This is a genomic window from Luedemannella flava (assembly GCF_039528515.1).
Lineage (GTDB): Bacteria > Actinomycetota > Actinomycetes > Mycobacteriales > Micromonosporaceae > Luedemannella > Luedemannella flava.
The window spans coordinates 38128-63867 of the sequence record NZ_BAAALT010000143.1 but is presented as its reverse complement, the minus strand read 5'-3'; the positions used below and the strand labels follow the sequence as shown (position 1 = coordinate 63867).

Below are 25740 nucleotides of genomic sequence, written 5' to 3'. Positions count from 1 at the left end.
GGCCCCGTCCTCGGCGGCGCCCACCTCGCGTCCGCCGACCTCGGCGGCGCCGACCTCCGGGCCCACCGGTGGTGGCGGCTGCGTGGCCACCTACAAGACCGTGGGCCAATGGAGCAACGGCTTCCAGGGCGAGGTCACGGTCAAGAACAACGGGAGTACGACCACCAGCGCGTGGACAGCCACGGTGACCTCGCCGAGCGGCCAGACGGTCACCCAGGTCTGGAGTGGCACGGGCTCGTCGAGCGGGTCCGTGACGACGGTGAGGAACGCGAGCTGGAACGGCAGCCTCGGCGGCGGTGCCAGCACGGTATTCGGCTTCCTCGGCACGATCAGCGGTTCGTTCAGCGCACCGACGGTGACCTGCGTCCTGTCGTAGTAACCGATAGTCAACAGTGGCCCGGGCCGGCAGTGGCCCGGGCCACTGTTCGCTTGGCGAACGCCATCCAGGTATGGTGCAATATCGATGAAGGTCCACCGCCGGGCAATGCGGTCGGACCATTTTCTTGCAGGTCGGGGGAGCCGCCTGCGGGCCATCGCGGCCGACACCGGGACTGCTCGGTGACTCGATCGCGCCACGACATGTTCTGCACTGCCGTCCCATGACGGATGCGTATCCGGGCGCTCGCCACACGGCAGATGCCGGCCCGCCGCACCTCGACCGGCAGCTGCGCCACGAGAAGGGAACGTTTGTGAACTTGCGACGCAGGGTGGCCGTACTCGCGGCCGCCGTCGTCACGGCCACCGGGCTGGCGGTCTTCGTCAACCCGGCTGGCGCGCTCGCGCACGGGGCGGCGACCGCCCCGGCCAGCCGTACCTACATGTGTTACCTCGACGGCCTGCTCAAGGGCGGCGACATCACGCCGATCAACCCGGCGTGCGTCAACGCGGTCGCCGTGGGCGGCAAGCAGCCCATCTGGGACTTCTACGGTGTGCTGCGCTCCGACGGGGCCGGCCGCATGTCGGGCTTCATCCCCGACGGCCAGTTGTGCAGCGGCGGCAATACGAAGTTCGCCGCCTTCGACGTGATGCGTAACGACTGGCCGGTCACGCACCTGACCGCCGGCGGCACCTTCCAGGTGCACTACAACGCGTGGGCCCCGCACCCGGGCCAGTTCCGGCTCTACGTGACCAAGGCGGGCTTCGACCCGACCGCCGAGCTCGGTTGGGACGACCTTGAGTCCCAGCCGTTCGACACGTGGAACGAGACCGTTCCCAACGGCAACGGCGAGTACTACTGGAACGCCACGCTGCCGACCGGGCTGACCGGCCGCCACATCATCTACTCGGTATGGGCGCGCACGGACAGCAGCGAGACCTTCTACGGCTGCTCCGACGTCGTGTTCGACGGCGGCACCGGCCAGGTCACCGGCGTCGGCGACCCGGGCACCGGCGCCACCTCGGCGCCGACCTCCGCCGCGCCGACCTCGGCCGTCGTGACGAGCCGCGCCCCGGTCACCACGGCCGGGCCCACCACGCGTGCGCCGGTGACCACCGCCGCACCGACCACCCGCGCCCCGGTCACCACGGCCGGCCCGACCAGCCGGGCCCCGGTCACCACCGGCGTGGTGACCAGCGTCAACCCGATCGGCTGCCAGGCCACGTACAAGTCCGTGGGCCAGTGGACGGGCGGCTTCCAGGGTGAGGTCACCATCAAGAACAACGGTGCGAGCCCGACCAGCTCCTGGCGGGCCACGGTCACGTTCGCCAACGGCCAGACGCTCTCGCAGGTCTGGAACGGAACGGGGACCACGAGCGGCTCGACCACGACCGTTACGAACGTCTCCTGGAACGGCTCGCTGGGCGTCGGCGCCAGCACGTCGTTCGGCTTCCTCGGCTCCTGGAACGGCACCAACGACGCTCCGAAGGTCAGCTGCACGCTCGCCTGACGACGTCGCACCACCCGTGGCCCGGCACCGATCCTCGGTGCCGGGCCACGGCCTTTCCGCCCTGTCGCCACGCGTGCGCGCCTGCGCGGCTTCTCCACGCCGCCGCGCGATCTTGGGAAGAAAACGCCGCCAGGGCAACGGTTTCGTCCCAAGATCGCGCGGTTCTAGCCAGATGCGCACATGTGGGGGGTGGGTGGTGGGGTTCGCCAAGAGTGCACATGTGGCGAGTGGAACCGTGGCGCGGTCGCCACATGTGCACATGTGGCGGGGCTCTGGCGCCTGTGGTTCACCATGTGTGCGCATGTGGTGACGTGCTGGGGATGGTTGTCGGGCCACACGTTCGGGGGTGCCCGTTCGGGTGTGCTGCTTCGGCTGGTGAGCCGGTGACCATGTCGGGGGGAAGCGCCATCATGTGCCGGTGCTACTCGTGCACTGAGGACCTGAGAGGCTTCCGTGACCAACCCCCATCTCGCCGGGCCGCTCGAAGGGCCCCCCGAGCTTTCGCGGCAGAGCGCGGAACCGCCCGCCGCGCCCGCCGACGCCGACACCCCCGCCGACGCGGAGCCGGCCACCACCTCCCTGCCGACCGAGCCGGACGCCGCAGCCGACCAGGCCGCCACGGCCTCCGGACCCGAGACGCCTGCCGAGCCCGAGACCACGACGCTGGCGACGCCGGTCGAAACGGCAGAGGCGCCTGCTGAGCCCGAAACCACGACGCCGGTCGAAGCGGCAGAGGCGCCTGCCGAGCCTCAGACGCCCGTTGAGCCTGACGCGCCTGAGACGCCCGTTGAGCCTGACGCACCGGCCGAGCCTGAGGCGGCCGCTGAGCCCGAGACCACGACGTTGGCGGCACCGGTCGAGGCGGTGGAGACGCCCGCCGAGCCTGAGACGAACGTGCTGGCGGCGCCCGCGTCCGAGGCGGCCGCCGCCGGGGCGACGAGCGCAGAAAGTGCCGAGCCGGTTGCGGACGAGGAAGAGGAAGGGCCCGAGCCCACCACGCCTGCCATGGTCATGGCCGATGGCCGGCGGATCCCGCCGCGTGATCACCGCGGGCGCTTCATGCGCGGGCGCCGGCGACGGGCGGCGGAAGCCGCCGCGGCCGCCGGGATCGTCCTGACGCAGGAGGAACTCGACGCCATTCCCAACACCGACGAGGATGACGACGACTTCGACGAGTCGGACGACACGGCCGCCCCCGCCGTGGCCGCCGGCCTGGTCGCCGGCGCCGCGACAACCGACGTAGCCGCGGAGGCCGACGACGCGCCACCGCCGGTTGACGCGGCGGATACCTCGGAGCCGGAGCCCGAGCCGGAACGCGAGCCCGAGCCCGAGCCGGAGCCCGAGCCCGAGTCCGCGCCTGCCGGCGCTACGGCGGTGGCGGCCGGTGCGGCGGCTGCCGCAGCCGCGGCCGCTTCGTCCGAGGACGCCAAGCCCCAGGACGCCAAGCCCCAGGACGCCAAGCCCCAGGATGCGACCCCCCAGGACGCGACCCCGCCGGCTGGTGACGCGGCTGCGGGCGAGCCGAAGAAGCCCGAGGAGAAGAAGGGTCGCAAGAAGTGGCTGCTCCTCCTGCTGCTCCTTCTCCTGCTCCTGTTGTGCCTGCTCTGCGGCTGGCTCGGGTTCATCACCTGGTTCCAGGATGACAAGGACACCAGTGCGGTGGTGACCCCGACGGCGACCGTCACGGTCGCTCCGGGCGCCACGGCCACCGGCGGCACCGGTGCGACCGCGAGTGCCGGTACGACCGACGGTGCCACGGCGGGCGCGGGCGCCACGACGACCGGCGGCGTGGCCGCGACGGCGAGCGCGGGTGCCTCCGGCGGCCCGGCGGCGACGCCGAGCGCGGGCGGGGCCACGTCGACGCCGACCGACACCGCAGCCCCTGGTGACAGCACCGCCGAGCCGAAGCCGACCGTGACGGTGCCGAGCGTCATCGGCAAGACGGTCGCCGAGGCGGAGAAGATCCTGGCGGACGCGGGCCTGACGGACGTGACGTTCGATGGGCCGGGCGTGCCCGTCCAGCCGGACTGGAAGGTCACGAAGCAGTCCATCAAGGCCGGCACGAAGGTGCCCGCCGACGAGCCGATCGTCATCACGGTCGTCGAGTTGACGGGCNGACCGCTCCCGGTCCCTTTCGTCACCAGCGTGTTTCCACCGCGTTGCGGTCCGAACGACCGCTTGACGCGCTCCCGGATGATGTTGCACGGTTCGGCTATGACCGACGCGCTGGACCTCTCGGTGAAGACCCTCGGCGCCTGCCGGATCGAGTCGCCCTTCGGGTCGCTGGTCCAGAACCGTCGGTCCACATTGCACTACGTCGACGAGGCTGACCTCGTGCTCTTCGACGACACCCGCGCGATGGTGGCCGCTCGCGGGGTCCAGGCCGAGGAGCTGCCGGGCTTCGAGCCCGGCGGCCCGCGCGGAAAGATCTTCTTCGACCCGTCGAAGACCCGGGTCGGCATCGTCACCTGCGGCGGGCTGTGCCCCGGCCTGAACGACGTGATCCGGGCGATCGTGCTCGAACTCACCAACCGGTACGGCGTACAACGGATTTATGGGTTTAGGAACGGTTATCAGGGGTTCATTGCGAAATATGGGCGGACCGTCGTCGACCTGACGCCGGAGGTGGTCAGCGGCATCAACGAGTACGGCGGGACGATCCTCGGCACCTCACGCGGCCAGCAGGACCCCTACGAGATCGTGGACTGCCTGGAGCAGCTGAGCCTCAACGTGCTGTTCGTCATCGGCGGCGACGGCTCGATGCGGGGCGCGCTGCGCATCGCCGAGGTCATCGCCGAGCGCGGCCGGAAGATCGCCGTCATCGGGGTGCCGAAGACGATCGACAACGACATCCCCTACATCGACCAGAGCTTCGGCTTCCAGACGGCGTTCGGCAAGGCGACCGAGTCGATCCGGGCGGCGCACGTCGAGGCGCGCGCCGTGCCCAACGGGGTGGGCCTCGTGCAGCTCATGGGCCGGCACTCGGGCTTCATCGCCTGCTACGCGGCGCTGGGCAACAACGACGCCGACTACGTGCTCATCCCCGAGGTGCCGTTCGCGCTCGACGGGGAGGGCGGGTTCCTGACCCACCTGCGTCGGCGGGTCACCCATCGCGGGCACGCCGTCGTCGTGGTCGCCGAGGGGGCGGGGCAGGAGTACCTGCAGCACGAGCCGCGCGGTGCCGACGCATCGGGCAACACGAAGCTGCACGACTTCGGCGTCTACCTGCGCCAACGCATCTTCGACCACTTCCGGGGCACCGACACCGAGGTCAACCTGAAGTACATCGACCCGAGCTACGCGATCCGCAGTGTGCCGGCCAACCCGTACGACAGCGTGTACTGCATCCGGCTCGCGCACGCGGCCGTGCACGCGGCCATGGCGGGCCGGACCGAGATGGTGGTCGGTCGCTGGCACGGCCGGTTCGTGCACATCCCGATGGCGCTGGCCATCAGTTCGCGCAACCAGGTCGACCCCGAGGGTGACCTGTGGATGACCGTGCTGGAGGCGACCAACCAGCCACCCCGGTTCGGCTGACCTACGCCCGGGGGACCTCCTGGCGCGGCGTCCTACCGAAGTTGGCCTCGTCGTAGAGCACCCAGTCGGTGACCGCGATCTCGTAGACCCGGTGGTGCGCCTCGCCGCTGGCCAGCCGGGCCGGGTCGATCGCGTTCCCGGCCTTGGGCCAGCGCGTCACGTACCGGTGGATCTGATCGTTGATACCGGTAGTGGGTAGCTCGCGGGCCGTGCCCTTGAACGAAACGCCCTGGACCGGTTGGCCGAGGGCGTCGAGCTCGATGGCGAGGATCGCACCCGCGACGCGCTCGTCGTTGCGGATGTTGGCGCAGTGGAACCGGGTGGGTCGGGAGATGAACCACAGGCGGTCCGGAGTAAAGGCACTGGCGAACCAGACGTTGCACACGTACGGCGAACCGTCGTCGTCCAGTGTGGCGAGTTGCATGACCTTTCCGGTCGTCACCTGTTCTTCCAGAACAGTGCGGGCGTTGGGCGTCACCACGTGGCCTCCAGCGCTCGGGAGTCCCGATCGTAACGTGATGTGGCCGATCACACACCCGGCGTCCCATCTCCCACTCATGGCTGATTCCCAGCCGCATCACAGACCCCACGCGGGTTTGGTGGTCAGGATGACGGGAAATGACATGCCCGCTAGGTGCTGTGGAACGTCGCAGCCCACCAGTTAGGAGCCCTGGCATGACGATCACGAACAACGACGACCTCTGGCTCACCGCCGTGTTGCGGCCCGCAGGGGTCCTGTCCGCGTCCGCAGTCGAGCGGCTGGCCGAGGAGATGACGTCGGTCGCGCGGACCGCGAACATCGTCGTGGTCAACCTTGTCGCGGCGCAGGTGACGGACGTCGAGGCGCTGGCCGCGGCCCTCAAGGGGCCCGGGTCGCTGCTCTCCGCGCCCGACAAGTGCCTGCTCCTGGTCGGCGCAGACGAGGAGCTGCTGGCCGCGCTGGACCGGGCGGGCGGCGAGATCGCCGCGATCGAGACCGAGCCGACCCCGGACGCCGATCTCGCGCTGGTCGCCTGACGCCGGGAACCTCCGGGCAGTCCTAGGACTTGACCCACCGGAGACCGGACAGCCCGCGGCGCACGCCCCGCCTGACGAGTGGTGGCGTCGGACAGGGCGCCGGGCACCGGTCTCCAGTGGTCTGGCCTGATCAATGTTGTGGTGGCGTTGATCAGGCCAGACCCGACCCGGCCTCCACCAGTCCGCCGATCGTGTCCGCCGGACCGGGCCGGCCGTAGAGCCAGCCCTGGGCCGCGTCGCAGCCGATGGCCCGCAGCCGGTCGGCCTGAGCGGTCGTCTCCACTCCCTCCGCGGTCACCGTGAGGCCCAGCGTGTGGGCCAGGGAGACCAGGGTGGCCAGGATCCGTTCGTCGGTCGGGTTGCCGGTCGCGTCGGCCGACCGCAGGCCGGTGACGAACTCTCCGGCGATCTTCAGCTCGCGCACCGGCAGGCGGCGCAGGTACGCGAGGTTGGAGTAGCCCGTACCGAAGTCGTCGATGGCGATGCGGATGCCGCGCGCGGCCAGGTCGCGCAGGGCGGCGATCGGCTCGGTGTCCGGCCCCATCACCGAACTCTCGGTGATCTCCAGTTGCAGCCGCGCCGGGTCGAGGCCGGTGCGGCCGAGGATGCCGAGCACCTTGTCGACCAGGCCCGGGTCGTGCACCTGCCGCACCGCCAGGTTGACGCTGATGAACCCCTCGGGTTTCGCCTCGGGCCACCAGTGCGCGGCCTGCCCGCACGCCTCCTCCAGCACGGTGTAGCCGAGCCGCAGGATCAGCCCCGTCTCCTCGGCCAGCGGGATGAACTCGCTGGGCGACAGCCGGCCCAGGCGCGGGTGCCGCCAGCGCACCAGCGCCTCCACCCCCACCAGCGTCGTCTCGAAAAGCGAAACCATGGGTTGGTACTCCACGACGAACTCGCCGCGTTCGAGGGCCGCCGGCATCTGGGCCGACAGGGCGTACCGGGCGATCTCGAGGTCGTCGCGGGCGGGGTCGAACAGGGCCCACCGGCCCTTGCCGGCCGACTTGGCCCACTGGAGCGTGATGTCCGCCGCCCGCATCAGGCCCGTCGGGTCCGTGCCGGCGGCGGGCGACTCGGCGATGCCGATGCTCGCCGTCACCGCCAGCTCGTGCCCGTCGATGTGGACCGGCACCGCGACCGCGGCGAGCACCTCCTCGGCGACCGCGATGAGCTCGTCGGTGTCCGCCGGGTCGACGACGAGGACGACGAACTCGTCGCCGCCCATCCGCGCCACCAGCTGGCGGTGCGTGGCGACGTGCTGGCCGAGCCGCGCGGCGATCGCCACGAGCAGCCGGTCGCCGATGCCGTGCCCCAGGCTGTCGTTGATGACCTTGAAGCCGTCGAGGTCGATGAAGCAGACCCCGACCCGGCCCTCGCCGTTCTGGCCGAGGGCCTCGGCCAGTCGGTGGCCGAACAGGGCGCGGTTCGGCAGCCCGGTGAGCGGGTCGTGGGTGGCCTGGTGGCGGAACCGTGCCTCGCTGGCCCGCAGCGCCTGCTCGGCCTGCACCCGGGCGACCAGGGCGGCCTGCCGGATCGTCTCCTGCTCGTCCAGGGTTCGGTCGCGCACGGCCCGGGTGAACCCGGTGGCCAGCGCCCCGAGCAGCCGACCGAGCCGGTCGGCGGCGTCCGGTGTGGCCAGGTCCAGGTCGTGCAGCAGGCGCAGCTGAGTCACCTCGATGGTGCGGCCGAGCGTCTCGGCCGCGGCGAAGTCGGCTGCCACGAGCTCGGCGCCGATGTCGTAGCCGGCGCGCGGGCTGAACGGCTCGGCGGTCAGGGCGGTGGCCAGCCGCCCGGCCAGCCCGCCGAGGTACGTCTCGACCTCCGCCAGCGCCAGTGGCACGTAGGACGTGCCGGTGACGGCCTTCGCCCAGGCCCGGGCGAACGTGGTCACCCCGGGCCCGGGAGACCCGGGTGCGCCACCGGTCATTCCTTGCGTCCCACCCCGCCCAGTACGCCCGTCCGCTCGGGGTTCTCGCCGACCTCATCGGGCGAGTCGGGATGCCACTGGGGCACCCACACCACCCCGGGCGGCACGAGCTCGAACCCGTCGAAGAGGGCGGTCACCTGCGCCCGGGTGCGCAGCGTGATCGGGTTGGCGGTGTTGCGGTAGATGGCCATGCCGATGGCGCCGTCGCCCGGCCGGGCGTCGTCGGTGCCGTGGCTGAGCGCGAGATAGCTGCCCGACGGCACGGCGCCGTGCAGGGCCCGCACCATGCCCGCCGGATCGTCGTCGTCGGACACGAAGTGCAGCATCGCCACCATCATGATCGCGACCGGCTGCTCGAAGTCGAGCAGCGCGCGCACCTCGGGGTGTCCGAGGATGGTGTCGGGCTGACGGCCGTCGGCCCGGATCGCCGTCGCGTGGTCGTTCCCGGCGAGAATGCGCCGGCTGTGCGCGACGGCCACGGGGTCGATGTCGACGTACACCACCCGGGACGCGGGATCGGCCTGTTGGGCGATCTCGTGCACGTTGCCGAGCGTCGGGATCCCCGACCCGATGTCGAGGAACTGGCGTACCCCGGAATCGACGAGGAACCGGACCGCGCGCCGCAGGAAGGTGCGGTTTGCCTGGGCGCTGACTGACACGTCCGGGATGACCGCCTGCACCTGCTGCGCCGCGGCCCGGTCGGCGGCGAAGTTATGGCTGCCGCCCAGGTAGTAGTCGTACATCCGGGCAGCGCTCGGCCGCTCCATGTCAATGTCTTCGGGTGCCCAGTCCGGTCGGTCCATACCGTCCCCTCGACGTGGATGATCACCGCTATTGTGCCTGTTCCAGGTGAAGATCCGCCAGACGGACGAAGCCCTCGTTAGTTCGGTGGCGCGTCGAGAAGCTCCGGAATCGGCTGGAAGACGCCGAACAGGGCGCCGAGGGGGTCCACCAGGAACGCGGCGGTGCCGACGTCGACGAACACCGGCGGCACGGCCACGAAGCCGCCCAGGTCGCGGCAGCGCGCCGCGACCGCCTCGCAGTCGTCGACCTCGAAGGTGACGCCCCAGCGTGGCGGCAGCTCGGCCGGCATCTCGTCGGTGATCGCGATCAACCCGCCCACGGTGCGGCCACCCGTGTAGAACTCGCCGTAGTCGACCGACGCGGCCAGTTCGCCGGTGCGCTCGGACCAGCCGAAGACCTCCTTGTAGAAGGCGGCGGCGCTGACGGTGTCCCGGGTCCACAGCTCGCTCCAGGACGGCGCGCCAGCGACCCGCTGCACCTGTGAACCGGCGAAAGTGGCCCGCTGCCACAGGCCGAAGACGGCACCCTGCGGGTCGGCGCAGATGGCCGCGCGCCCCCGGGTGCCGACCTGGGCGGGCGGGGTCACGACGCGGCCCCCGGCCGCGGTCACCGCGGCGACGGTGGCGTCGAGGTCGTCCGTACTCACGAAGACCACCCAGGACGCGGGACCACCACCCGCAGCCGTCGCGCCGGCAGCGACCAGGTCACCCAGCCGGAAGTCCAGGCGGCCGTCGGCCGGGTCGCCCGCGTTCGTCCAGCCGAGGAGGGAGCCGTAGAACGCGCTCGCGAGGGTCAGATCGGGGCAGAACAGGTCCACCCAGCACAGAGCCGCCGGCGGGTACCCACGCACGCGCATGCCGCATCCCTTCCCAGCGTGACGATTCCCGGGACGTTACGCCTCTGTTAAGTGCGCGCATTCGTACGAAGGTCTCGTTGTTTGTCGACGAAAAAGCTTCACGCCAACTGAATGTGGTGGACCGTTCATCGACAATGGGTCGCACCCGCCGTTGCCGAGGAGTTCCCGCCATGACCGAGAGCGCGCAACCCACGCCGGCGCAGGACGCCGCCCTGCGTCAACTCACCGACACCGGCCAGTTGACCGAGGAGCAGGCGCGTGCCGTGCGCGGCGCGCTCTGGCCCGCCCCGCAGGCCGTCGCCCGGCAGGTGTCCTGGCTGCTGGAGGCGGCGGGCTACGTGGGCGGCGGCCTGATGGCCGGCGGCATCGCGATCGTCCTCGGCGAACGCTGGGGGGACCTGACCCGCCAGGGCCGGGCCGCGGTGCTGGGCGGCCTGGCCGTGCTGTTCGTCGTCGCGGCCCTCGTACTGGCGGGCGGGCGGTTGATCAGGGTCGGCCGTGGTCCGACGGGTGCGCGGCGGCGCGTCGTGGGTGCGCTGCTGACCTCCGCGGCGGTGCCGGTCGCCTTCGCCGTCTCGACCGTGGCCGACGTCGACGACGACCCGCTCGTCGGCCTGATCGCCGGCCTGGTCGTCGCGGTGGCCGCCTACGCCCTGGCGGACACGCCCTACGGCGTCGTGATGATGGCCGTGATGAGCCTGGGCGTGCTGGCCACGGGCCTGGGCCGGGCCGGCACCACCGAGGCGACGACAGCGGTCGTGACGGTCCTCGGCGGCCTGCTCTGGTGCCTGGCGGCCGTCGCGCGGCTGGTGCGTCCGGTCGCGCTGGGACTGGCGATCGGGCTGGCCACCGCGCTGGTCGGGCCGCAGTTCGCGATCGACGAGTACCCGTGGCTGGGCTATTCGCTCGGGTTCGGCGTCGCGGTGGGCGCGTTCGTGCTCTACCACCGGGTACGCGAACTGGTCCTGCTGATCGCCGGCGTGATCGGGCTGACCGTGCTCGTCCCGGAGCTGGTCAACGAGCTGACCGAGGGTGCCCTGGCCGGCGCCAGCGTGCTGGTCGTCGGCGGGGCCGTGCTCATCGCCGCCAGCGCCCTCGGCCTGCGGCTCCGTAAGGTGGAACGGGTCGCGCCGGTCGTCGCGGAGGAGGGTTCGCCATGACCGACCTGCGGAGTCTCGTGAACATCGGCCCGACGCTGGCCGCCGATCTGACGGCCGTGGGCATCCCGGACGCGGAGACGCCGCTGCGGACCAGCGCGAGCGGCGGGTCGTGATTTGGCACTGGCGAGTCCTGTGACCCCGTGGGATCCCTGTGACGCCGAGGGATTATTCTGCGTCCGAGGTACGCCTCAGATCTTGTACGACAGGTGACCCAGGAGGCCCCGAGTGACCACGGTTGCACCGAAGCCGATCGTGACCCGGCCGTGGCCGGTTCACCAGCCGGTCAAAGGCTCGGCCTTCGCGCGCCTGTTGCGGACGACGGACGCCAAGCAGATCGGCCTGATGTATCTGGTCACGTCGTTCGTGTTCTTCATGGTCGGCGGCATCATGGCGCTGCTCATGCGGGCCGAGCTGTTCAAGCCCGGGCTGCAGTTCCTGTCGCCGGAGCAGTACAACCAGCTCTTCACGATGCACGGCACGATCATGCTGCTGTTCTTCGCGACGCCGATCGTGTTCGCCTTCGCGAACTACATCGTGCCGCTGCAGATCGGCGCGCCGGACGTGAGCTTCCCTCGCCTCAACTCGCTGGCCTACTGGCTGTACCTGTTCGGTGCGTCGCTGGCCACCGCCGGCTTCATCACGCCGGGCGGCGCGGCCGACTTCGGTTGGTTCGCCTACACGCCGCTGACCAACGTCACGAACTCGCCCGGCCCGGGCGCCGACATGTGGATCATCGGTCTGGTCATCTCCGGCCTCGGCACGATCCTCGGCGCCGTCAACATGATCACCACGATCCTGACGCTGCGCGCGCCCGGCATGACGATGTTCCGGATGCCGATCTTCACCTGGAACATCATGATTACCAGCCTGCTGGTGCTCATGGTCTTCCCGATCCTGGCCGCGGCCGCCCTCGCGCTCGCCGCCGACCGGCACCTCGGCGCCCACGTCTACGACCCCGCCACCGGCGGGCCCATGCTCTGGCAGCACCTGTTCTGGTTCTTCGGCCACCCCGAGGTGTACATCGTGGCGCTGCCGTTCTTCGGCATCGTCTCCGAGGTCATCCCGGTCTTCAGCCGCAAGCCGATCTTCGGCTACAAGGGCCTCGTCGGCGCCACCATCGCCATCGCGGCCCTGTCCATGAGCGTGTGGGCGCACCACATGTTCGCCACCGGCCAGGTCCTGCTGCCGTTCTTCAGCTTCCTGAGCTTCCTCATCGCCGTGCCGACCGGCATGAAGTTCTTCAACTGGATCGGCACCATGTGGCGGGGGCAGCTCACCTTCGAGACGCCGATGCTGTTCTCCATCGGCTTCCTGGTGACGTTCCTCTTCGGCGGCCTGTCGGGCGTCCTGCTCGCGGCCCCGCCGATCGACTTCCACGTGTCGGACACGTACTTCGTGGTGGCGCACTTCCACTACGTGCTCTTCGGCACGATCGTCTACGCCGTCTACGCCGGCGTGTACTTCTGGTTCCCGAAGATGACCGGCCGCATGCTCGACGAGCGCCTCGGCAAGGTCCACTTCTGGCTCACCACGATCGGCTTCCACACCACGTTCCTGGTGCAGCACTGGCTGGGCACCGAGGGCATGCCGCGCCGGTACGCCGACTACCTGGAGCAGGACGGCTTCACCACCCTCAACCAGATCTCGACGGTGGGCGCCTTCATCACGGGCATCTCCACGCTGCCGTTCCTGTGGAACGTCTGGAAGTCCTACGTCACCGGCCGCACGGTCGACGTGGAGGACCCCTGGGGCTACGGCAACTCCCTGGAGTGGGCGACCTCCTGCCCGCCGCCGCTGCGCAACTTCGACCGGATGCCCCGCATCCGCTCCGAGCGCCCGGCGTTCGACGCCAAGTTCCCCAACCTGGCGGTCGACACCAGCCGGGAAGCAACCCTGAGCATCCACGCCAGGGACGCGATCAGCACCGCCCCCGCCACCACCACAGAACCCCCCAGCGGCGAAACGGCCGGCGAAAAGTAACCCTGCCTGAGAGTTGCGGCGGGTAAGTGCCCTGGGGGCACTTACCCGCCGCAGCAGGCCTATGGCGCGAGGGTGACTCCCGCGGAGCGCATGGTGGTGAGGGCGGATTCTCTGGTGGTGGGGGAGACGGCGGCCGTCAGGGGAAGCAGGACGGTGGTGGTGAAGCCCGCCTTCGCCGCGTCCAGGGCGGTGGCCTTGACGCAGTGGTCCGTCGCTATGCCGACCACGTCCACCTCGTCGACGTTGCGCATGCGGAGCCAGGCGGCCAGGCCGATGCTGCCGGAGAGGCCCTCGAAGCCGGAGTAGGCCGCCGCGTGCTGGCCCTTCTCGAAGACGGCCTCGATTCTGTCCGTGTCCAGCTCCGGGTGGAAGTCGACGCCGCCCGTGCCCACCACGCAGTGGGCCGGCCAGGAGTCGACGTAGTCCGGCGGGTTGCCGAAGTGGGCGCCCGGGTCGATGTGGTAGTCCTTCGTGGCCACCACGTGGTCCCAGCGCCTGGGCTCCTCGCGCAGGACGGCGGAGATGGCGGCGGCGACGGCCGCGCCCCCGGTAACGGGCAGCGAGCCGCCCTCGCAGAAGTCGTTCTGCACGTCGACGATGATCAGGGCCCTGGTCACGGCTTACTCCTAGCGGGGATGACGGTCAGCGGGATGGCGGGGTCGCCGGCGGAGAGCTTGAGACCCTCCCACGGGATGGAGATCAGGCACTGGCGCAGATGCTCCCGCGACTCCGACAGGGTCGGCACGTCCGGCAGGACCTCGCCGTCGCGGACGAAGACGCGCTGCAGCGCGCGGTCGTGCGGCGCGGCGTCGGCGGTACCCTGCGAGACCACGATCTCCTCGGTCGCCGTACCGGTCGGCTTGTGCCGGCGTACGGCCGTCTTGCGGCCGCCCACCGTGCCCTTGTTCTCCGAGCGCTTGACCACCGGCTGCCCGTCCACCTCGACGAGCTTGTAGACCAGGCCGGCGGTCGGCGCGCCGGAGCCGGTCACCACGGCCGTGCCGGCCCCGTAGATGTCGACGGGCTCGGCCGCGAGCGCCGCGATGGCGTACTCGTCGAGGTCGCCGGAGACGATGATCTTCGTGTCCGTCGCGCCGAGGGAGTCCAGCAGGTCTCTCGACTGTTGCGCGAGGACGGACAGGTCGCCCGAGTCGATGCGCACGGCGCGCAGCGCCGGCCCGGCCACCTCGATGGCGTTGCGGATGCCCTGCGAGATGTCGTACGTGTCGACGAGCAGCGTGGTCTGCTTGCCCAGCGCGGCCACCTGGGCGGCGAACGCGGACGGCTCGTCGGCGTGCAGCAGGGTGAAGGCGTGCGCCGCGGTGCCCGCCGTGGGGATGCCGTACCGGTGGCCGGCGGCCAGGTTGGACGTGAACGCGAAGCCGGCCAGATAGGACGCCCGGGCCGCGGCCACGGCCGCCTCCTCGTGGGTGCGGCGACCGCCCATCTCGATGATGGGCCGGCCGCGGGCCGCGGTGACCATGCGGGCCGCGGCGACCGCGATCGCGCAGTCGTGGTTGAGGACCGACAGGATCAGGGTCTCCAGCACCACGCACTCGGCGAACGTGCCGGACACCGTCAGAATCGGGGAACCCGGGAAGAACAGCTCTCCCTCGGCGTACCCGCTGATCTCGCCTTTGAACTGGTAGTTGAGCAGCCACGCCGCCGTCGCCTCGTCGACGACGTCCGCGCGCCGCAGAAACTCGACAGTTTCCGGGGTGAAGCGGAAGCCGCGGACGAGATCGAGCAGCCGTCCCACGCCCGCGACCACGCCATATCGTCGACCGGGCGGCAGGCGCCGGGCGAAGACCTCGAAGACGCACTGTCGATCGGCGGTTCCGTCGCGCAGCGCGGCACTCACCATCGTCAGTTCGTAGTGGTCCGTCAGGAGCGCGGTATCAGGGCCTGTCACGGCTCCAGCCTAGGCGGTCACACACGGCTGGCGGGTGGATCGGATCTGTGACGCCCACCCCCATGCCCGGCGACGGAACCCGTACACTCGGTGGCTCAGCTCAACCACCCACCGTGGCGGCGTGTACGCAGGCAGGAACATCCAGGTCTGTAGAACCGTCCATCAACCGGGTCCGTGCTGGACAGACAGTGAAGGGCGCTCGCCGTGAGCAGACACCGCGCGGGCGGCGACGGTGATGCCGAGCTCGCGCCCGGTGTCCAGTTCGCCGCATACGAGGTTCTGCAGCGCCTCGGGGCCGGTGGCATGGGGGAGATCTACCTGTGCCGGCACCGGATGCTCGACCGCGTCGACGCGGTCAAGGTGTTGCACCGCCACTACGCGAGCGACCCCGTCTACCGGCAGCGGCTACGCCTTGAGGCACTGTCCGCGGCGAAGCTGCGGCACCCGCACATCGTCACCATCTACACCGCCGACGAGGCGGACGGCCTGCTGTACCTCGCGATGGAGTACATCGAGGGCGCGGACCTGGCGGCCGTCATCGAGCGGCACGGAACGCTCGACCTGGCCCGCACGGTGGCGTTGCTGAGCCCGGTCGCGGCCGCGCTGGACGTGGCGCACGGCGCGAAGATCATCCACCGGGACGTGAAGCCCAGCAACGTGCTGGTGACGCCGGACGACCGGTCCTTCATCACCGACTTCGGGATCAGCAAGGTCGTCGGGATGGAGCCGCAGGGGCTGACGGCGCCGGGGGAGTTCGTCGGCACGGTGGCCTACTGCTCGCCCGAGCAGCTGTGCGGCGAGCCGCTGGACGGCGCCTGCGACCAGTACGCGCTGGCCTGCGTCGCGTACGAGTGTCTGACGGGGCATCCGCCGTACGTGCGCGACAGCCAGGTCGCGACGATCTCGGCCCACCTGACGCTGCCGCCGCCGCGCATCCGCGACATCCGGCCGGACCTGCCCGCCGAGATCGACGCGGTCTTCGCCCGTGCCCTCGCGAAGACCGCCGACCGGCGGTACCCGACGTGCTCGGACCTCATCGCGGCGCTGACCAAGGTGCTGTCGGGGGTCCCCGCGCCGTCGGTCGACCTCATCGACGGGCCCACCATGCCCCTGGTGCGGCAGCGCGTCCCGCAGCCCGCGCCCCAGCCCGTCAGCGGGCCGCCGGCGGCCGTGCCCCCGCCGTCCGTGGTCGGCAACCCGCTGCTGCGCGGCAGCATGACGACGCCGCCGCCGGTGCTCGCGGTGATCGGCGGGCCGGGCGCCGGCGAGGTGCTCACCGTCCCGGAGGTCGGTCTGCAGCTGCCCGGCGCCGGCCACGACGCCCGCGTCGAGGTGCAGCCGAGCGGTCTGTTCCTCGCGCCCTTCGGGCCGGCGCGGGTCAACGGGCTGCCCGCCGACGAGGGCCGCGACCTGCGCCCCGGCGACGTGGTGTCGGTGCGGTCGACGCTGCTGCAGGTGCGTTCGGCCGCCGAACCGTGGCGTGACCCGTTCGGGGATCCGGAGCCCGGCTGGGTCGGGCTGGACCCGCTGGCCGTCACCTACCTGGCCCGTCGCGGGCTGCCGGAGCACGGGACGGTGGGCAAGGACAACGAGCTCATGGTCCGGGTCGGCTGGAAGCACGGGACGCCGCCGGGGCCGATCGCGGTGAAGGTCGGCGGCGTCGACCCGCTGGCGGTGCGGGGCGAGCTCGACGTGGTGGCCGGCCTGGTGCGGCGCATGGTCACCCAGTTGGCCGCCCTCTACGCGCCCGGCGACCTGTCCCTCGTGGGGACCGTGTCCACGCTGGCCCGCGAGGACTGGTCGTGGTTGGCCGAGCTGCCGCACGCACGGGCGTTGCCGTTGGTGGGGCCGGACACCGGCCCTATCTACAGCCGGCGCTACGCGAAGGCGCTCGGCGCCGCGCTGCGGGCGTTGGTCGAGACCCGGCGGCGCAGTGCCCGGACCCGGCCCCGGGTGGTGGCCGTGCTCGATGACCAGCTCGGCGGCGTGCCGCGCGGGCTGTTGGGCCCGACGGCGGCGCAGGTCGGGGTGCACCCGGTCGTCCTCCTGCCGCCGCGCGCGAAGATCCCCACCGGCGTGGGGATGCACCTGGAGCTCGACTCCCACGGCGGCATGGGACTGCATCTGGGCCGGCACGGCATCCCGGCCCAGACGGGCGTGCCGGACGCCGTCAGCAGCCAGTACGCCCGTTCGATAACGGCCGCGCTGCTCGCCCGGACGTGACCGGCCACCCGCGCCGCTGCGCTGTCGCGGCCGGAGTTCGTAGGATGGTGTCGTGGCGACTCCACTCGCGGTGCCGACCGAGACACCCGACGTCGACGAGGTGCCCGGTGCCGACCGGCCCTGGGTCACCATTGTCTGGAACGACCCGGTCAACCTGATGCAGTACGTGACCTGGGTCTTCCAGAAGCTGTTCGGTTACAGCCGGGAGAAGGCGGAGAGCCTCATGCTCGACGTGCACCACAAGGGCAAGGCGGTCGTCTCGTCCGGGGCGCGCGAGAAGATGGAGTTCGACGCGTCCGCGCTGCACGGCTACGGCCTGTGGGCGACGGTGGATCAGCAGTAGTGATGTTCTACCGCGACGGCGCCGAGCTGGTGGCGCACATCGACCGCGATGCCGCGCAGGTGCTGCGCCAGTGCGCGGCGCAGCTGACCGAGCTGCTCGGCGACGACCCGGACCGCGACGACCCCGTGGTGGCGCGGCTCTTCCCGGACATGTACCGCAACGACCCCGAGGCCGCTGCCGAGATGCGGGAGCTGACCGAGGACGACCTCCGGTTGGCCAAGGTCACCGGGTTCAGCGAGATGATCGCGGACCTGCCCCGCAACGGCGGCGACGTCCGGCTGACCGAGGAGTCGGCGGACGTGTGGGTGCGCGGGCTCACAGACATGCGGCTCGCGCTCGGCCTGCGGCTCGACATCCGGGACGACACCGACTTCGAGGCCGAGATCGACGACGCGGTGGCGGCCGACCCGACGTCGAACCGGGTCCGGCAACTGGCGGTGTACGGGTATCTGACCGGTTTGCAGGGCTCGTTGGTCGACGCCCTGATGGACTAGGGTTTCTTGATCAACAAGGGCGAGGTAGCCTAGTCGGCGTGCTGAGCATCGATGCGGGGGTTCTCGAGGCGATTGTCGCCCACGCCCGCCGGGACCACCCGGACGAGGCGTGCGGCGTGGTTGCCGCGCCCGCCGGCCAGGAGGGCCCGCAACGGCACATCCCCATGGAGAACGCGGAGCGGTCCAGCACGTTCTACCGCTTCGACTCGATGGAGCAGTTGCGGGTGTGGCGCGAGATGGACGACCGCGACGAGGAGCCGGTGGTGATCTACCACTCGCACACCGCCACCGAGCCGTTCCCCTCCCGCACGGACATCAATCTCGCCAGCGAGCCGAATGCCCACTATCTGCTGGTCTCGACGCGTGATCCGGGCCCGGCGGAGGTGCGCTCGTTCCGCATTCTGGACGGCGAGGTGACCGAGGAACCGGTCCGCGTCCTCAATGCGATCGTGGATCCCGTGGCAGTGCAGTCCTACATGTTCGGGCAGAGCCCGGCGACGGTCGATTACGAGTGTCGCGCCTGATCTTTCTCAGGCCCCCGTAGTCATCTCCGTCCGACGAAACCCGATCAAGGAGTTTGTAGAACCATGGCCATCGAAGTTCGCATCCCCACCATTCTTCGTTCCTACACCGGCGGCGAGAAGGCCGTGCAGGGCGCCGGCGACACCCTCGCCGACCTGCTCACCGACCTCGACGCGAAGTTCTCGGGCCTGCGCGGCCGGTTGATCACCCCCGAGGGCGGTCTGCACCGGTTCGTCAACGTCTACGTCAACGACGAGGACGTGCGCTTCCTCGGCGCGCTCGACGCGAAGCTCAACGACGGTGACACCGTGACGATCCTGCCCGCCGTGGCCGGTGGGGCGCTCGGTCTCCTGGCCGCCGCCGCGCTGCTCGGCCGCCCGCTCTCCGACGCGGGCCTGGCCAGCCAGCGGTTCTAGACCCATGGCACGCTACGAGAACCTGCTCGACGCGTGCGGCGACACGCCCCTGGTCGGGTTGCCGAGGCTGTCCCCGTCGCCGGAGGTCCGGCTGTGGGCGAAGCTCGAGGACCGCAACCCGACCGGGAGCGTGAAGGACCGCCCCGCGATCTGGATGATCCGGCAGGCCGAGAAGGCCGGCCGGATCAAGCCGGGCGACACCATCCTGGAGCCGACGAGCGGCAACACGGGCATCGCCCTGGCCATGGTCGCCAAGCTCCGGGGCTACCGGCTGGTGTGCGTCATGCCGGAGAACGTCTCCGCCGAGCGGACCCAACTGCTCCGGATGTACGGCGCTGAGATCATCTTCTCGCCGGCCGCCGGCGGGTCGAACGCCGCCGTCGCGCAGGCCCGTCAGATCGCCGCTGAGCACCCCGACTGGGTCATGCTCAACCAGTACGCCAACGAGGCCAACTGGCGGGCGCACTACGAGACGACGGGTCCGGAGCTGCTGCGCGACCTGCCGACGCTGACCCACTTCGTGGCCGGCCTCGGCACCACGGGCACACTCATGGGTGTCGGGCGCTACCTGCGCGCCAAGCTCGACCAGGTGGAGATCATCGCGGCCGAGCCCCGCTACGGTGAGCTCGTCTACGGCCTGCGCAACATCGACGAGGGGTACGTCCCCGAGTTGTACGACGCCTCCGTGCTGACCCGCCGGTTCTCGGTGGGCACCCGCGACGCCGTCCTGCGCACCCGCCAACTGGTGGAGGTCGAGGGCATCTTCGCGGGGTTCTCCACGGGCGCGATCCTGCACGCGGCGCTCGCCGTGGCGCACGAGGCGATGAAGGCCGGCCGCTCGGCGGACGTGGCGTTCCTCGTCCCCGACGGCGGCTGGAAGTATCTGTCGACCGGCGCCTACGGCGGCACGCTCGCCGACGCGGAGAACGCGCTCGAGGGCCAGCTCTGGGCCTGAGCTTCGTGGCTCCGGTCGCCCACCCGCGACCGGAGCCCGAGCTGTCAGAAGGCGCTGATCGTGGACACCAGGCCGGCGAGCAGGGTCACCGACGCGGCGCCCAGCAGCACCCAGGGTGCCCGGTGCCGGTGGATGGTGGCGAAGCCACCGACGGTCAGCCCGATGCCGACCACGCCGAGCGTGATGATCGTCGGTTCGTACCAACTCGCCGCGTCGCCGGCCAGCACGCCGACGAAGCCCCGCAGCCCTATCGCGAGGCCCACTACGCCCAGCAGGGCGGCCCAGACGCTCGCGGCCACGAGGTGGCGAAGGCGCGGCGCGTCCTCGTTCCGGGAGACCCGGATCGCGGGGGCGATGGGATGATCCTTGAGGGCCGTGTGCAGGCCCGTCATCGACAGGTCGGCGGAGTGCGGCTGGGTGGGCACGCGGGCCGCGGTGTCGGTGGGGCGTCCGGTCACCTGGGGTTGGGTATCGGTAGCCACGTCGTCTCCGTTTCCGGTCCGGTCCGCAGTTGTTCAGCGGGCGTTTCCCTGCTGTGCGTACCTCTGCTGTGTGACGATAGGCAGCACGCCCATGGAGTGCAACGCGCGACAATACCCTGCGTAACGGCAGGTATCGGGTGTCGCGTTCGTGACACGTCCCGTGCGAGCGCTCATAAAACCGGTCCTGGCCGGCGTAGGCTCCGCTGCGTGGCGGACGCACCGATCGGGATCTTCGACTCAGGGGTCGGTGGATTGACGGTCGCCCGAGCCATCCTGGACCAGCTCCCGCACGAGCAGGTGCGGTATGTGGGCGATACGGCCCACTTCCCGTACGGCGACAAGCCCATCGCCGAGGTGCGCCGCTACGCGCTGGAGTGCCTCGACAAGCTCGTCGCCGACGGTGTGAAGCTCCTGGTGATCGCGTGCAACAGCGCGGCCGCCGCGTGCCTGCACGACGCGCGCGAGCGCTACCAGGTCCCGGTGATCGAGGTCATCCGGCCGGCCGTGCGCCGGGCCGCGGCCGCCACCCGTAACGGTCAGGTCGGCGTGATCGGCACCACAGCCACCGTGAACAGCGGTGCGTACGCCGACGCCTTCGCCGCCGCCCCGCAGGTGCACGTCACGAGCGTCGCCTGTCCGCTCTTCGCCGACTTCGTGGAGCGCGGCGTCACCTCCGGGCGGGCCCTGCTGGGCCTCGCCGAGTCGTACCTGGAGCCGCTGCAACGCGCCCAGGTCGACACGCTGGTGCTTGGCTGCACCCACTATCCGATGCTCTCCGGCCTCATCGGGCTGGTCATGGGTCCCGAGGTCACGCTCGTCTCCAGTGCGGACGAGACGGCCAAGGAGGTCTACCGGGTGCTGACGAACCGGGGGCTGCTGCGCCCCGAGGCCCAGGCGCCCCCCGTGCACCGGTTCATCGCCACCGGCGACCAGGCGCCTTTCGCGCAGCTCGCCCGGCGTTTCCTCGGCCGGGACGTCCCGGTGACCGCCCGCCCGAGCGGGCCGGCCACAAGCTACGGAGCGGCGGCATGACATGCGCTTGACCATCCTCGGGTGCGCGGGAAGCTTCCCCGGACCCGAGTCGGCCTGTTCCGCGTACCTGGTGGAGGCCGACGGGTTCCGACTGCTGCTCGACTTCGGGCCGGGGTCGATGACCGCGTTACAGCGCTACGCGAGCCTCAAGTGCGTGGACGCGATCCTCATCACCCACCTGCACGCCGACCACGTCCTCGACGCGGTCAGCTACGTCGTGGTGCGCCGGTACGCCCCGGAGGGCCCGTACCCGGTGCTGCCCGTCTACGGCCCGGCCGCCACCGCCGAGCGGATCGGGGCGAGCTACGCCCAGCAGAACGAGGGCCCGCTCGACGACGTGTACGACTTCCGCGTCCTGGAGCCCGGCACCCTGGAGATCGGCCCCTTCTCGGTGACCGTCGACCGCGTCAACCACCCCATCGAGACCTTCGGGGTGCGTCTGGAGCACGAGGGGCGCGTCCTGACGTACTCGGCGGACACGGCCCCCTGCGAGGCGGTGGAGCGGCTCGCCGAGGGCGCGCACCTGTTCCTGTGCGAGGCCAGCTACCTCGACGGCGAGGAGAACCCGCCCGACCTGCACCTGACCGGCCGCGAGGCCGGCGAGATCGCGGCGAAGGCGGACGTGGGCCTGCTGGTGCTCACCCACCTCGTGGTCGCCTGGGGCAGCGAGGCGCGGACGTTGGAGGCCGCCCAGACGACCTACCACGGTCCGGTGGAGGTCGCCCGCCCCGGCGCACGCTTCACGGTCTAGTTTTGGCCGGCCGTTTCACCGTTCGTCAATCTCCCGTCGACCCGAGCACGGCGGAAGCGTCCACCGTGTGGATATGCGCATCGCGATCATCACGGAGTCGTTCCCGCCTGATGTCAACGGAGTCGCGAACTCGGTAGTCCGCGTCGCCGAGCACCTGGTGGCCCGGGGCCACGAGCCCCTCGTGATCGCGCCCGCCCCGGGCCTGACCGCGCGCGGCTATCCGGGGGCCTTCGGGTTTCCGGTCATGCGGGTGCCTTCGGTGCCGCTGCCGGCCTACAAGGGATTCCGGCTGGGGCTGCCCAGCGCGAAGCTGACCACCACGCTGCGCGACTTCGCGCCGGACCTGGTCCACCTGGCCAGTCCGGTGGCCCTCGGCGCGCGCGGCGTGGTGCTCACCGACCAGTTGGACCTGCCCACCGTGGCGGTCTACCAGACCGATCTGCCCGCGTACGCCCGGCTGTACCGGCTCGGCATCGGCGAGGCCGCGGCGTGGGCCTGGCTGCGCGCCGTGCACAACGGCGCCGACCGCACGCTGGCGCCGTCGACGAGCACCGCCGACAGCCTGGTGGCGCAGGGCATCCGCCGGGTGTGGCTGTGGCAGCGCGGCGTCGACGCCGTCCGCTACCACCCCGGCAAACGCAGCGACGCGGTGCGGGCCGCGTTGGCTCCCGGTGGGGAGATCATCGTGGGGTACGTGGGACGGCTCGCCGCCGAGAAGCGGGTGGACCTGCTCGCGGGCGTGGCGCGGCTGCCCGGCGTCCGGTTGGTGATCGTGGGCGACGGCCCGGCCCGCAAGCGCCTCGCGAAGGCGCTGCCCGGGGCGCGGTTCGTCGGCGAGCGCCACGGCGAGCAGCTGGCCCGCCTGTACGCGAGCCTGGACGTGTTCGTGCACACCGGTCCACACGAGACGTTCGGGCAGACGGTGCAGGAGGCGTCGGCGAGCGGCGTGCCCGTGGTCGCGCCGGCCGCGGGCGGCCCGCTCGACCTGGTCGAGCCGGGCGTGACCGGCGAGCTGGTGCCGCCGGGTGACGGGGCCGCCCTGACGGAGACGATCGCGCGCCTGGCCGCGGACCCCGGGCTGCGCGCCGCCTACGGCGCGGCCGGTCGGACCCTGGTCGAGGGCCGCACGTGGGCCGCCGTCGGCGACGAACTGATCAGCCACTACGAGTCGGTCCTCGCCTACCGCTGGGGCCGCGCCCCGGCCGCGCGCCCCACCTCCACGCCGGCGCTGGCGGTGACGGCATGAGCGAGTGTCAGCGAGTGAATCTTCGGTTCAGGGTTGCCTCATGGCGGCGCCGGAGCCCGGCGGAGGTGACGGCATGAGGATCGTTCGGCTCGCCAACTTCGTCACGCCCACCTCGGGTGGGTTGCGGACCAGCCTGCAGCACCTCGGGGAGGGTTATACGGCAGCGGGTCACGAGCCCGTCCTGGTCATCCCCGGCGTGCGGGCCGGCGACGAGATGACCGACGCGGGACGGGTGATCACCCTGCCCGGCCTCGCGGTGCCGGGCACGGGCGGCTACCGGCTGCTCATCGGGACGGGCCGGGTGGCCGCGCTGCTGGCCAGGCTGCGTCCCGACCGGCTGGAGGTCTCCGACCGCACCACGCTGCGCTGGACGGGCGCGTGGGCCCGCCGGCACGGCGTGCCGTCACTCATGGTGTCGCACGAGAGCCTCGCGGGCCTACTGGACGTGTGGCGCCTGCCGCCGAAGCGCGCGGCGGCGATCGCGGACAGGCTCAACGGCCGCACGGCCGCCGCGTTCGACACGGTGGTCGCCACGACCGAGTGGGCGGCGGCCGAGTTCCGGCGCATCGGCGCGACGAACCTGCGCCGGGTGCCGCTCGGCGTCGACCTCGACGCGTACCACCCGTCCCGGCGCAGCCCCGCCCTGCGGCGCACGCTCGCCGGCGACGACGAGCTGCTGCTCGTGACGGTCTCCCGGCTGTCGCCCGAGAAGCGGCCCGACCGGACGCTGGACGCCCTCGCGGCGCTGCGGGCCGCCGGGGTGCGGGCCACACTCGCGGTCGCGGGCGACGGCCCGCTGCTGGGCGCGTTGCGCGAGCGGGCCGACGGCCTGCCCGTACGCTTCCTGGGTTTTCTGCGTGACCGGCGGGAGGTGGCCACGCTGCTGGCCACCGCGGACGTGGTCATCGCCCCCGGCCCGGTGGAGACGTTCGGCCTGGCCGCGCTGGAGGCCCTGGCCAGCGGCACGCCGGCGGTGGTGGACGCGGCGTCCGCGCTGCCCGAGGTGGTCGGCGCGGCGGGCGTCGCGGTGACCGGCGCGGACTTCGCCGCGGGAGTACGGGAGGTGCTGTCGCGGCCGGCGGCGCAGTGCCGGGCGGCGGCGCGGGCGCGGGCCGAACTGTTCGGCTGGTCCGATTCGGCCGCGGGCTTCCTGGCGGCGCACGGCCTGGCCGAGGGCGGCGTGGTGCTGCCCGGGCAGCGCCGGCCCGCGGCGGCGCTCGGCGACGGCCGTCCGGTCGACGGCGCGATGGGTCCCGCGGTGGCGTGACGATGCGGTTCGTGGCGCTCGGCGACTCCATCACGCTCGGCATGGGCGACCCCCTGCCGGGCGGTGCGTGGCGCGGCTGGGCGGCCCTGCTCGCCGAGTCGCTGCCGTCCCCGGACGGGTTCCACAACCTGGCGCAGAGCGGCGCGATGATCGGCGACGTGTGGCGCGGGCAGGTACCGGCGGCCATCGCCCTGCGGCCGGACGTGGTGTCCATCATCGTCGGGGTCAATGACACGCTGCGCCGGCGCTTCGACGGCGACGTGCTGCGGGAGCAGCTCGGGGCCTCGGTGCGCACGCTGGTCGCCACCGGTGCCGTGGTGCTCACGATCCGGCTGCCGGACCCGGGCCTGATGTTCGGCCTGCCGGGGGCGTTGGCCCGGCCGCTCGCCCGGCGGGTGCGCGCGATCAACGCGGCCATGGACGACATCGCGGCCCGGCACGACACCCTGCACTTCGACGCGGCCGGCCACGAGGGCGTATACGACCGTCGCATGTGGAGCGTGGATCGACTGCACCCGAGCGAGCGCGGCCACCGCCTCCTGGCCGGCGCCTACCACGACCTGATGCGCGGGGCCGGCCTGGCGCTCGGCCCCCGCCCCGGCCCCGAACCCCGCAATCCGGCACCGACGCGCGCCGCCCAGCTCCGCTGGCTCGCCACGAAGGGCACGGGCTGGCTGGTCGCCCGCAGCACCGACCTCGTCCCGGCCCTCACGTGGCTGGCGGCGGTGGAAACGGCCCGCACCCTGGCGACCCGCGCCCTGCGCACGACACCCCCCACCTGACCCCACGCACGGCACCGCCCCACGGCGCCGTCCGCGGGGCCCCGGCCAGATGTACACATGTGCGGGGTGGGGCCGGGTCTCGTCCGCCAGATGGTGAGGTGCAGATCGCCAAGACCCCCAGATGGACCATTGGCGGCCGGAGGCATCC

At 71.6% G+C, this 25740-nt stretch carries 23 protein-coding genes and 1 pseudogene; 17 read left to right on the top strand and 7 right to left on the bottom strand.

The genetic code is table 11. From position 1 onward, the window contains the following. The first annotated feature begins 82 nt into the window (after positions 1-82). The 3 genes from ABD211_RS21665 (at position 83) to ABD211_RS21655 (ending at position 5423) form a co-directional block, all read left to right on the top strand. Positions 83-376: a cellulose binding domain-containing protein gene (locus ABD211_RS21665; RefSeq protein ID WP_344134879.1), complete on the top strand. Its 294-nt coding sequence runs from the start codon at positions 83-85 to the stop codon at positions 374-376. Positions 377-689: 313 nt separating this feature from the next. Beyond that, entirely contained in the window at positions 690-1886 is a 1197-nt protein-coding gene (locus tag ABD211_RS21660; protein WP_344134875.1) for a lytic polysaccharide monooxygenase, read from the top strand. Positions 1887-2891: 1005 nt separating this feature from the next. Then, entirely contained in the window at positions 2892-5423 is a 2532-nt protein-coding gene (locus tag ABD211_RS21655) for an ATP-dependent 6-phosphofructokinase (RefSeq protein ID WP_425560483.1), read from the top strand. 1 nt (position 5424) lies between these two features. Here the strand turns inward: ABD211_RS21655 and ABD211_RS21650 are convergent, their stop codons facing one another. Next, a complete protein-coding gene (locus tag ABD211_RS21650; protein ID WP_344134869.1) occupies positions 5425-5904 on the bottom strand; it encodes a pyridoxamine 5'-phosphate oxidase family protein in 480 nt (159 codons plus the stop codon). A gap of 194 nt (positions 5905-6098) precedes the next feature. On the opposite strand from ABD211_RS21650, the gene ABD211_RS21645 reads away from it, so the two are divergent. After that, the gene (locus ABD211_RS21645) at positions 6099-6440 is read left to right on the top strand and encodes a hypothetical protein (protein ID WP_344134866.1); all 342 of its coding nucleotides are present in this window, start codon (positions 6099-6101) and stop codon (positions 6438-6440) included. A 151-nt stretch (positions 6441-6591) separates the two neighbouring features. On the opposite strand, the gene ABD211_RS21640 is transcribed toward ABD211_RS21645, so the two are convergent. The 3 genes from ABD211_RS21640 to ABD211_RS21630 form a co-directional block, all read right to left on the bottom strand. Continuing rightward, on the bottom strand, positions 6592-8367 hold the full coding sequence (locus ABD211_RS21640; RefSeq protein ID WP_344134864.1) for a putative bifunctional diguanylate cyclase/phosphodiesterase: 1776 nt from the start codon (positions 8365-8367) through the stop codon (positions 6592-6594). Continuing rightward, entirely contained in the window at positions 8364-9170 is an 807-nt protein-coding gene (locus ABD211_RS21635) for an SAM-dependent methyltransferase (protein ID WP_344134861.1), read from the bottom strand. Before ABD211_RS21635 ends, ABD211_RS21640 begins: the two co-directional genes overlap by 4 nt. Before the next feature lie 77 nt (positions 9171-9247). After that, complete coding sequence (locus tag ABD211_RS21630) at positions 9248-10027, bottom strand: VOC family protein (protein WP_344134858.1); 780 nt, start codon at positions 10025-10027, stop codon at positions 9248-9250. A 170-nt stretch (positions 10028-10197) separates the two neighbouring features. Between ABD211_RS21630 and ABD211_RS21625 the strand changes: the two genes are divergently transcribed. Together ABD211_RS21625 and ctaD are read left to right on the top strand one after the other, a co-directional pair. Then, positions 10198-11187, top strand: coding sequence for a hypothetical protein (locus ABD211_RS21625; protein ID WP_344134855.1), 990 nt, complete (start codon positions 10198-10200; stop codon positions 11185-11187). Positions 11188-11412: 225 nt separating this feature from the next. Continuing rightward, positions 11413-13056, top strand: a pseudogene (ctaD, locus tag ABD211_RS21620) (aa3-type cytochrome oxidase subunit I); the annotation flags it as partial. Between the two features lie 170 nt (positions 13057-13226). On the opposite strand, the gene ABD211_RS21615 reads toward ctaD, so the two are convergent. Beyond that, positions 13227-13784 carry an isochorismatase family protein gene (locus tag ABD211_RS21615; RefSeq protein ID WP_344134852.1) on the bottom strand — a complete coding sequence of 186 codons (558 nt, stop codon included), beginning with the start codon at positions 13782-13784 and terminating at the stop codon, positions 13227-13229. Beyond that, positions 13781-15079, bottom strand: coding sequence for a nicotinate phosphoribosyltransferase (locus ABD211_RS21610; RefSeq protein WP_344134849.1), 1299 nt, complete (start codon positions 15077-15079; stop codon positions 13781-13783). The genes ABD211_RS21615 and ABD211_RS21610 overlap by 4 nt, the downstream gene beginning before the upstream one ends. 204 nt (positions 15080-15283) lie before the next feature. Between ABD211_RS21610 and ABD211_RS21605 the strand changes: the two genes are divergently transcribed. From ABD211_RS21605 to ABD211_RS21580, 6 genes are all read left to right on the top strand, one after another. Continuing rightward, the gene (locus ABD211_RS21605; protein WP_344134846.1) at positions 15284-17302 is read left to right on the top strand and encodes a protein kinase domain-containing protein; all 2019 of its coding nucleotides are present in this window, start codon (positions 15284-15286) and stop codon (positions 17300-17302) included. A 52-nt stretch (positions 17303-17354) separates the two neighbouring features. Then, complete coding sequence (gene clpS, locus ABD211_RS21600) at positions 17355-17645, top strand: ATP-dependent Clp protease adapter ClpS (RefSeq protein ID WP_344134843.1); 291 nt, start codon at positions 17355-17357, stop codon at positions 17643-17645. 2 nt (positions 17646-17647) lie between these two features. After that, positions 17648-18139: a DUF2017 family protein gene (locus ABD211_RS21595; protein WP_344134840.1), complete on the top strand. Its 492-nt coding sequence runs from the start codon at positions 17648-17650 to the stop codon at positions 18137-18139. Positions 18140-18177: 38 nt separating this feature from the next. After that, entirely contained in the window at positions 18178-18663 is a 486-nt protein-coding gene (locus ABD211_RS21590; RefSeq protein WP_344134837.1) for a M67 family metallopeptidase, read from the top strand. A 63-nt stretch (positions 18664-18726) separates the two neighbouring features. Further along, positions 18727-19077, top strand: a complete 351-nt coding sequence (locus ABD211_RS21585) for a MoaD/ThiS family protein (protein ID WP_344134834.1) — start codon at positions 18727-18729, stop codon at positions 19075-19077. Positions 19078-19081: 4 nt separating this feature from the next. Next, a complete protein-coding gene (locus tag ABD211_RS21580) occupies positions 19082-20032 on the top strand; it encodes a PLP-dependent cysteine synthase family protein (RefSeq protein WP_344134831.1) in 951 nt (316 codons plus the stop codon). A 44-nt stretch (positions 20033-20076) separates the two neighbouring features. On the opposite strand, the gene ABD211_RS21575 is transcribed toward ABD211_RS21580, so the two are convergent. Then, positions 20077-20514, bottom strand: a complete 438-nt coding sequence (locus tag ABD211_RS21575) for a hypothetical protein (protein WP_344134828.1) — start codon at positions 20512-20514, stop codon at positions 20077-20079. A 207-nt stretch (positions 20515-20721) separates the two neighbouring features. Between ABD211_RS21575 and murI the strand changes: the two genes are divergently transcribed. The 5 genes from murI (at position 20722) to ABD211_RS21550 (ending at position 25592) form a co-directional block, all read left to right on the top strand. Beyond that, a complete protein-coding gene (gene murI / locus ABD211_RS21570; protein ID WP_344134825.1) occupies positions 20722-21546 on the top strand; it encodes a glutamate racemase in 825 nt (274 codons plus the stop codon). 1 nt (position 21547) lies between these two features. Continuing rightward, on the top strand, positions 21548-22297 hold the full coding sequence (locus ABD211_RS21565; RefSeq protein ID WP_344134822.1) for an MBL fold metallo-hydrolase: 750 nt from the start codon (positions 21548-21550) through the stop codon (positions 22295-22297). 73 nt (positions 22298-22370) lie between these two features. Beyond that, positions 22371-23543, top strand: coding sequence for a glycosyltransferase family 4 protein (locus ABD211_RS21560; protein ID WP_344134819.1), 1173 nt, complete (start codon positions 22371-22373; stop codon positions 23541-23543). Between the two features lie 73 nt (positions 23544-23616). After that, positions 23617-24810, top strand: a complete 1194-nt coding sequence (locus ABD211_RS21555; protein ID WP_344134816.1) for a glycosyltransferase — start codon at positions 23617-23619, stop codon at positions 24808-24810. Between the two features lie 2 nt (positions 24811-24812). Further along, positions 24813-25592 (top strand): SGNH/GDSL hydrolase family protein, encoded by a 780-nt coding sequence (locus ABD211_RS21550; protein WP_344134891.1) that lies wholly within the window; start codon positions 24813-24815, stop codon positions 25590-25592. The last annotated feature ends 148 nt before the right edge of the window (positions 25593-25740 follow it).

Excerpts from the sequence above, each read along its gene's own strand:
- ABD211_RS21645 (WP_344134866.1), top strand. The coding sequence starts at position 6,099 with ATGACGATCACGAACAACGACGACCTCTGGCTCACCGCCGTGTTGCGG.
- ABD211_RS21640 (WP_344134864.1), bottom strand. The coding sequence starts at position 8,367 with ATGACCGGTGGCGCACCCGGGTCTCCCGGGCCCGGGGTGACCACGTTC.
- ABD211_RS21635 (WP_344134861.1), bottom strand. The coding sequence starts at position 9,170 with ATGGACCGACCGGACTGGGCACCCGAAGACATTGACATGGAGCGGCCG.
- ABD211_RS21630 (WP_344134858.1), bottom strand. The coding sequence starts at position 10,027 with ATGCGCGTGCGTGGGTACCCGCCGGCGGCTCTGTGCTGGGTGGACCTG.
- ABD211_RS21625 (WP_344134855.1), top strand. The coding sequence starts at position 10,198 with ATGACCGAGAGCGCGCAACCCACGCCGGCGCAGGACGCCGCCCTGCGT.
- ABD211_RS21595 (WP_344134840.1), top strand. The coding sequence starts at position 17,648 with ATGTTCTACCGCGACGGCGCCGAGCTGGTGGCGCACATCGACCGCGAT.
- ABD211_RS21585 (WP_344134834.1), top strand. The coding sequence starts at position 18,727 with ATGGCCATCGAAGTTCGCATCCCCACCATTCTTCGTTCCTACACCGGC.
- ABD211_RS21580 (WP_344134831.1), top strand. The coding sequence starts at position 19,082 with ATGGCACGCTACGAGAACCTGCTCGACGCGTGCGGCGACACGCCCCTG.
- ABD211_RS21565 (WP_344134822.1), top strand. The coding sequence starts at position 21,548 with ATGCGCTTGACCATCCTCGGGTGCGCGGGAAGCTTCCCCGGACCCGAG.
- ABD211_RS21560 (WP_344134819.1), top strand. The coding sequence starts at position 22,371 with ATGCGCATCGCGATCATCACGGAGTCGTTCCCGCCTGATGTCAACGGA.
- ABD211_RS21555 (WP_344134816.1), top strand. The coding sequence starts at position 23,617 with ATGAGGATCGTTCGGCTCGCCAACTTCGTCACGCCCACCTCGGGTGGG.
- ABD211_RS21550 (WP_344134891.1), top strand. The coding sequence starts at position 24,813 with ATGCGGTTCGTGGCGCTCGGCGACTCCATCACGCTCGGCATGGGCGAC.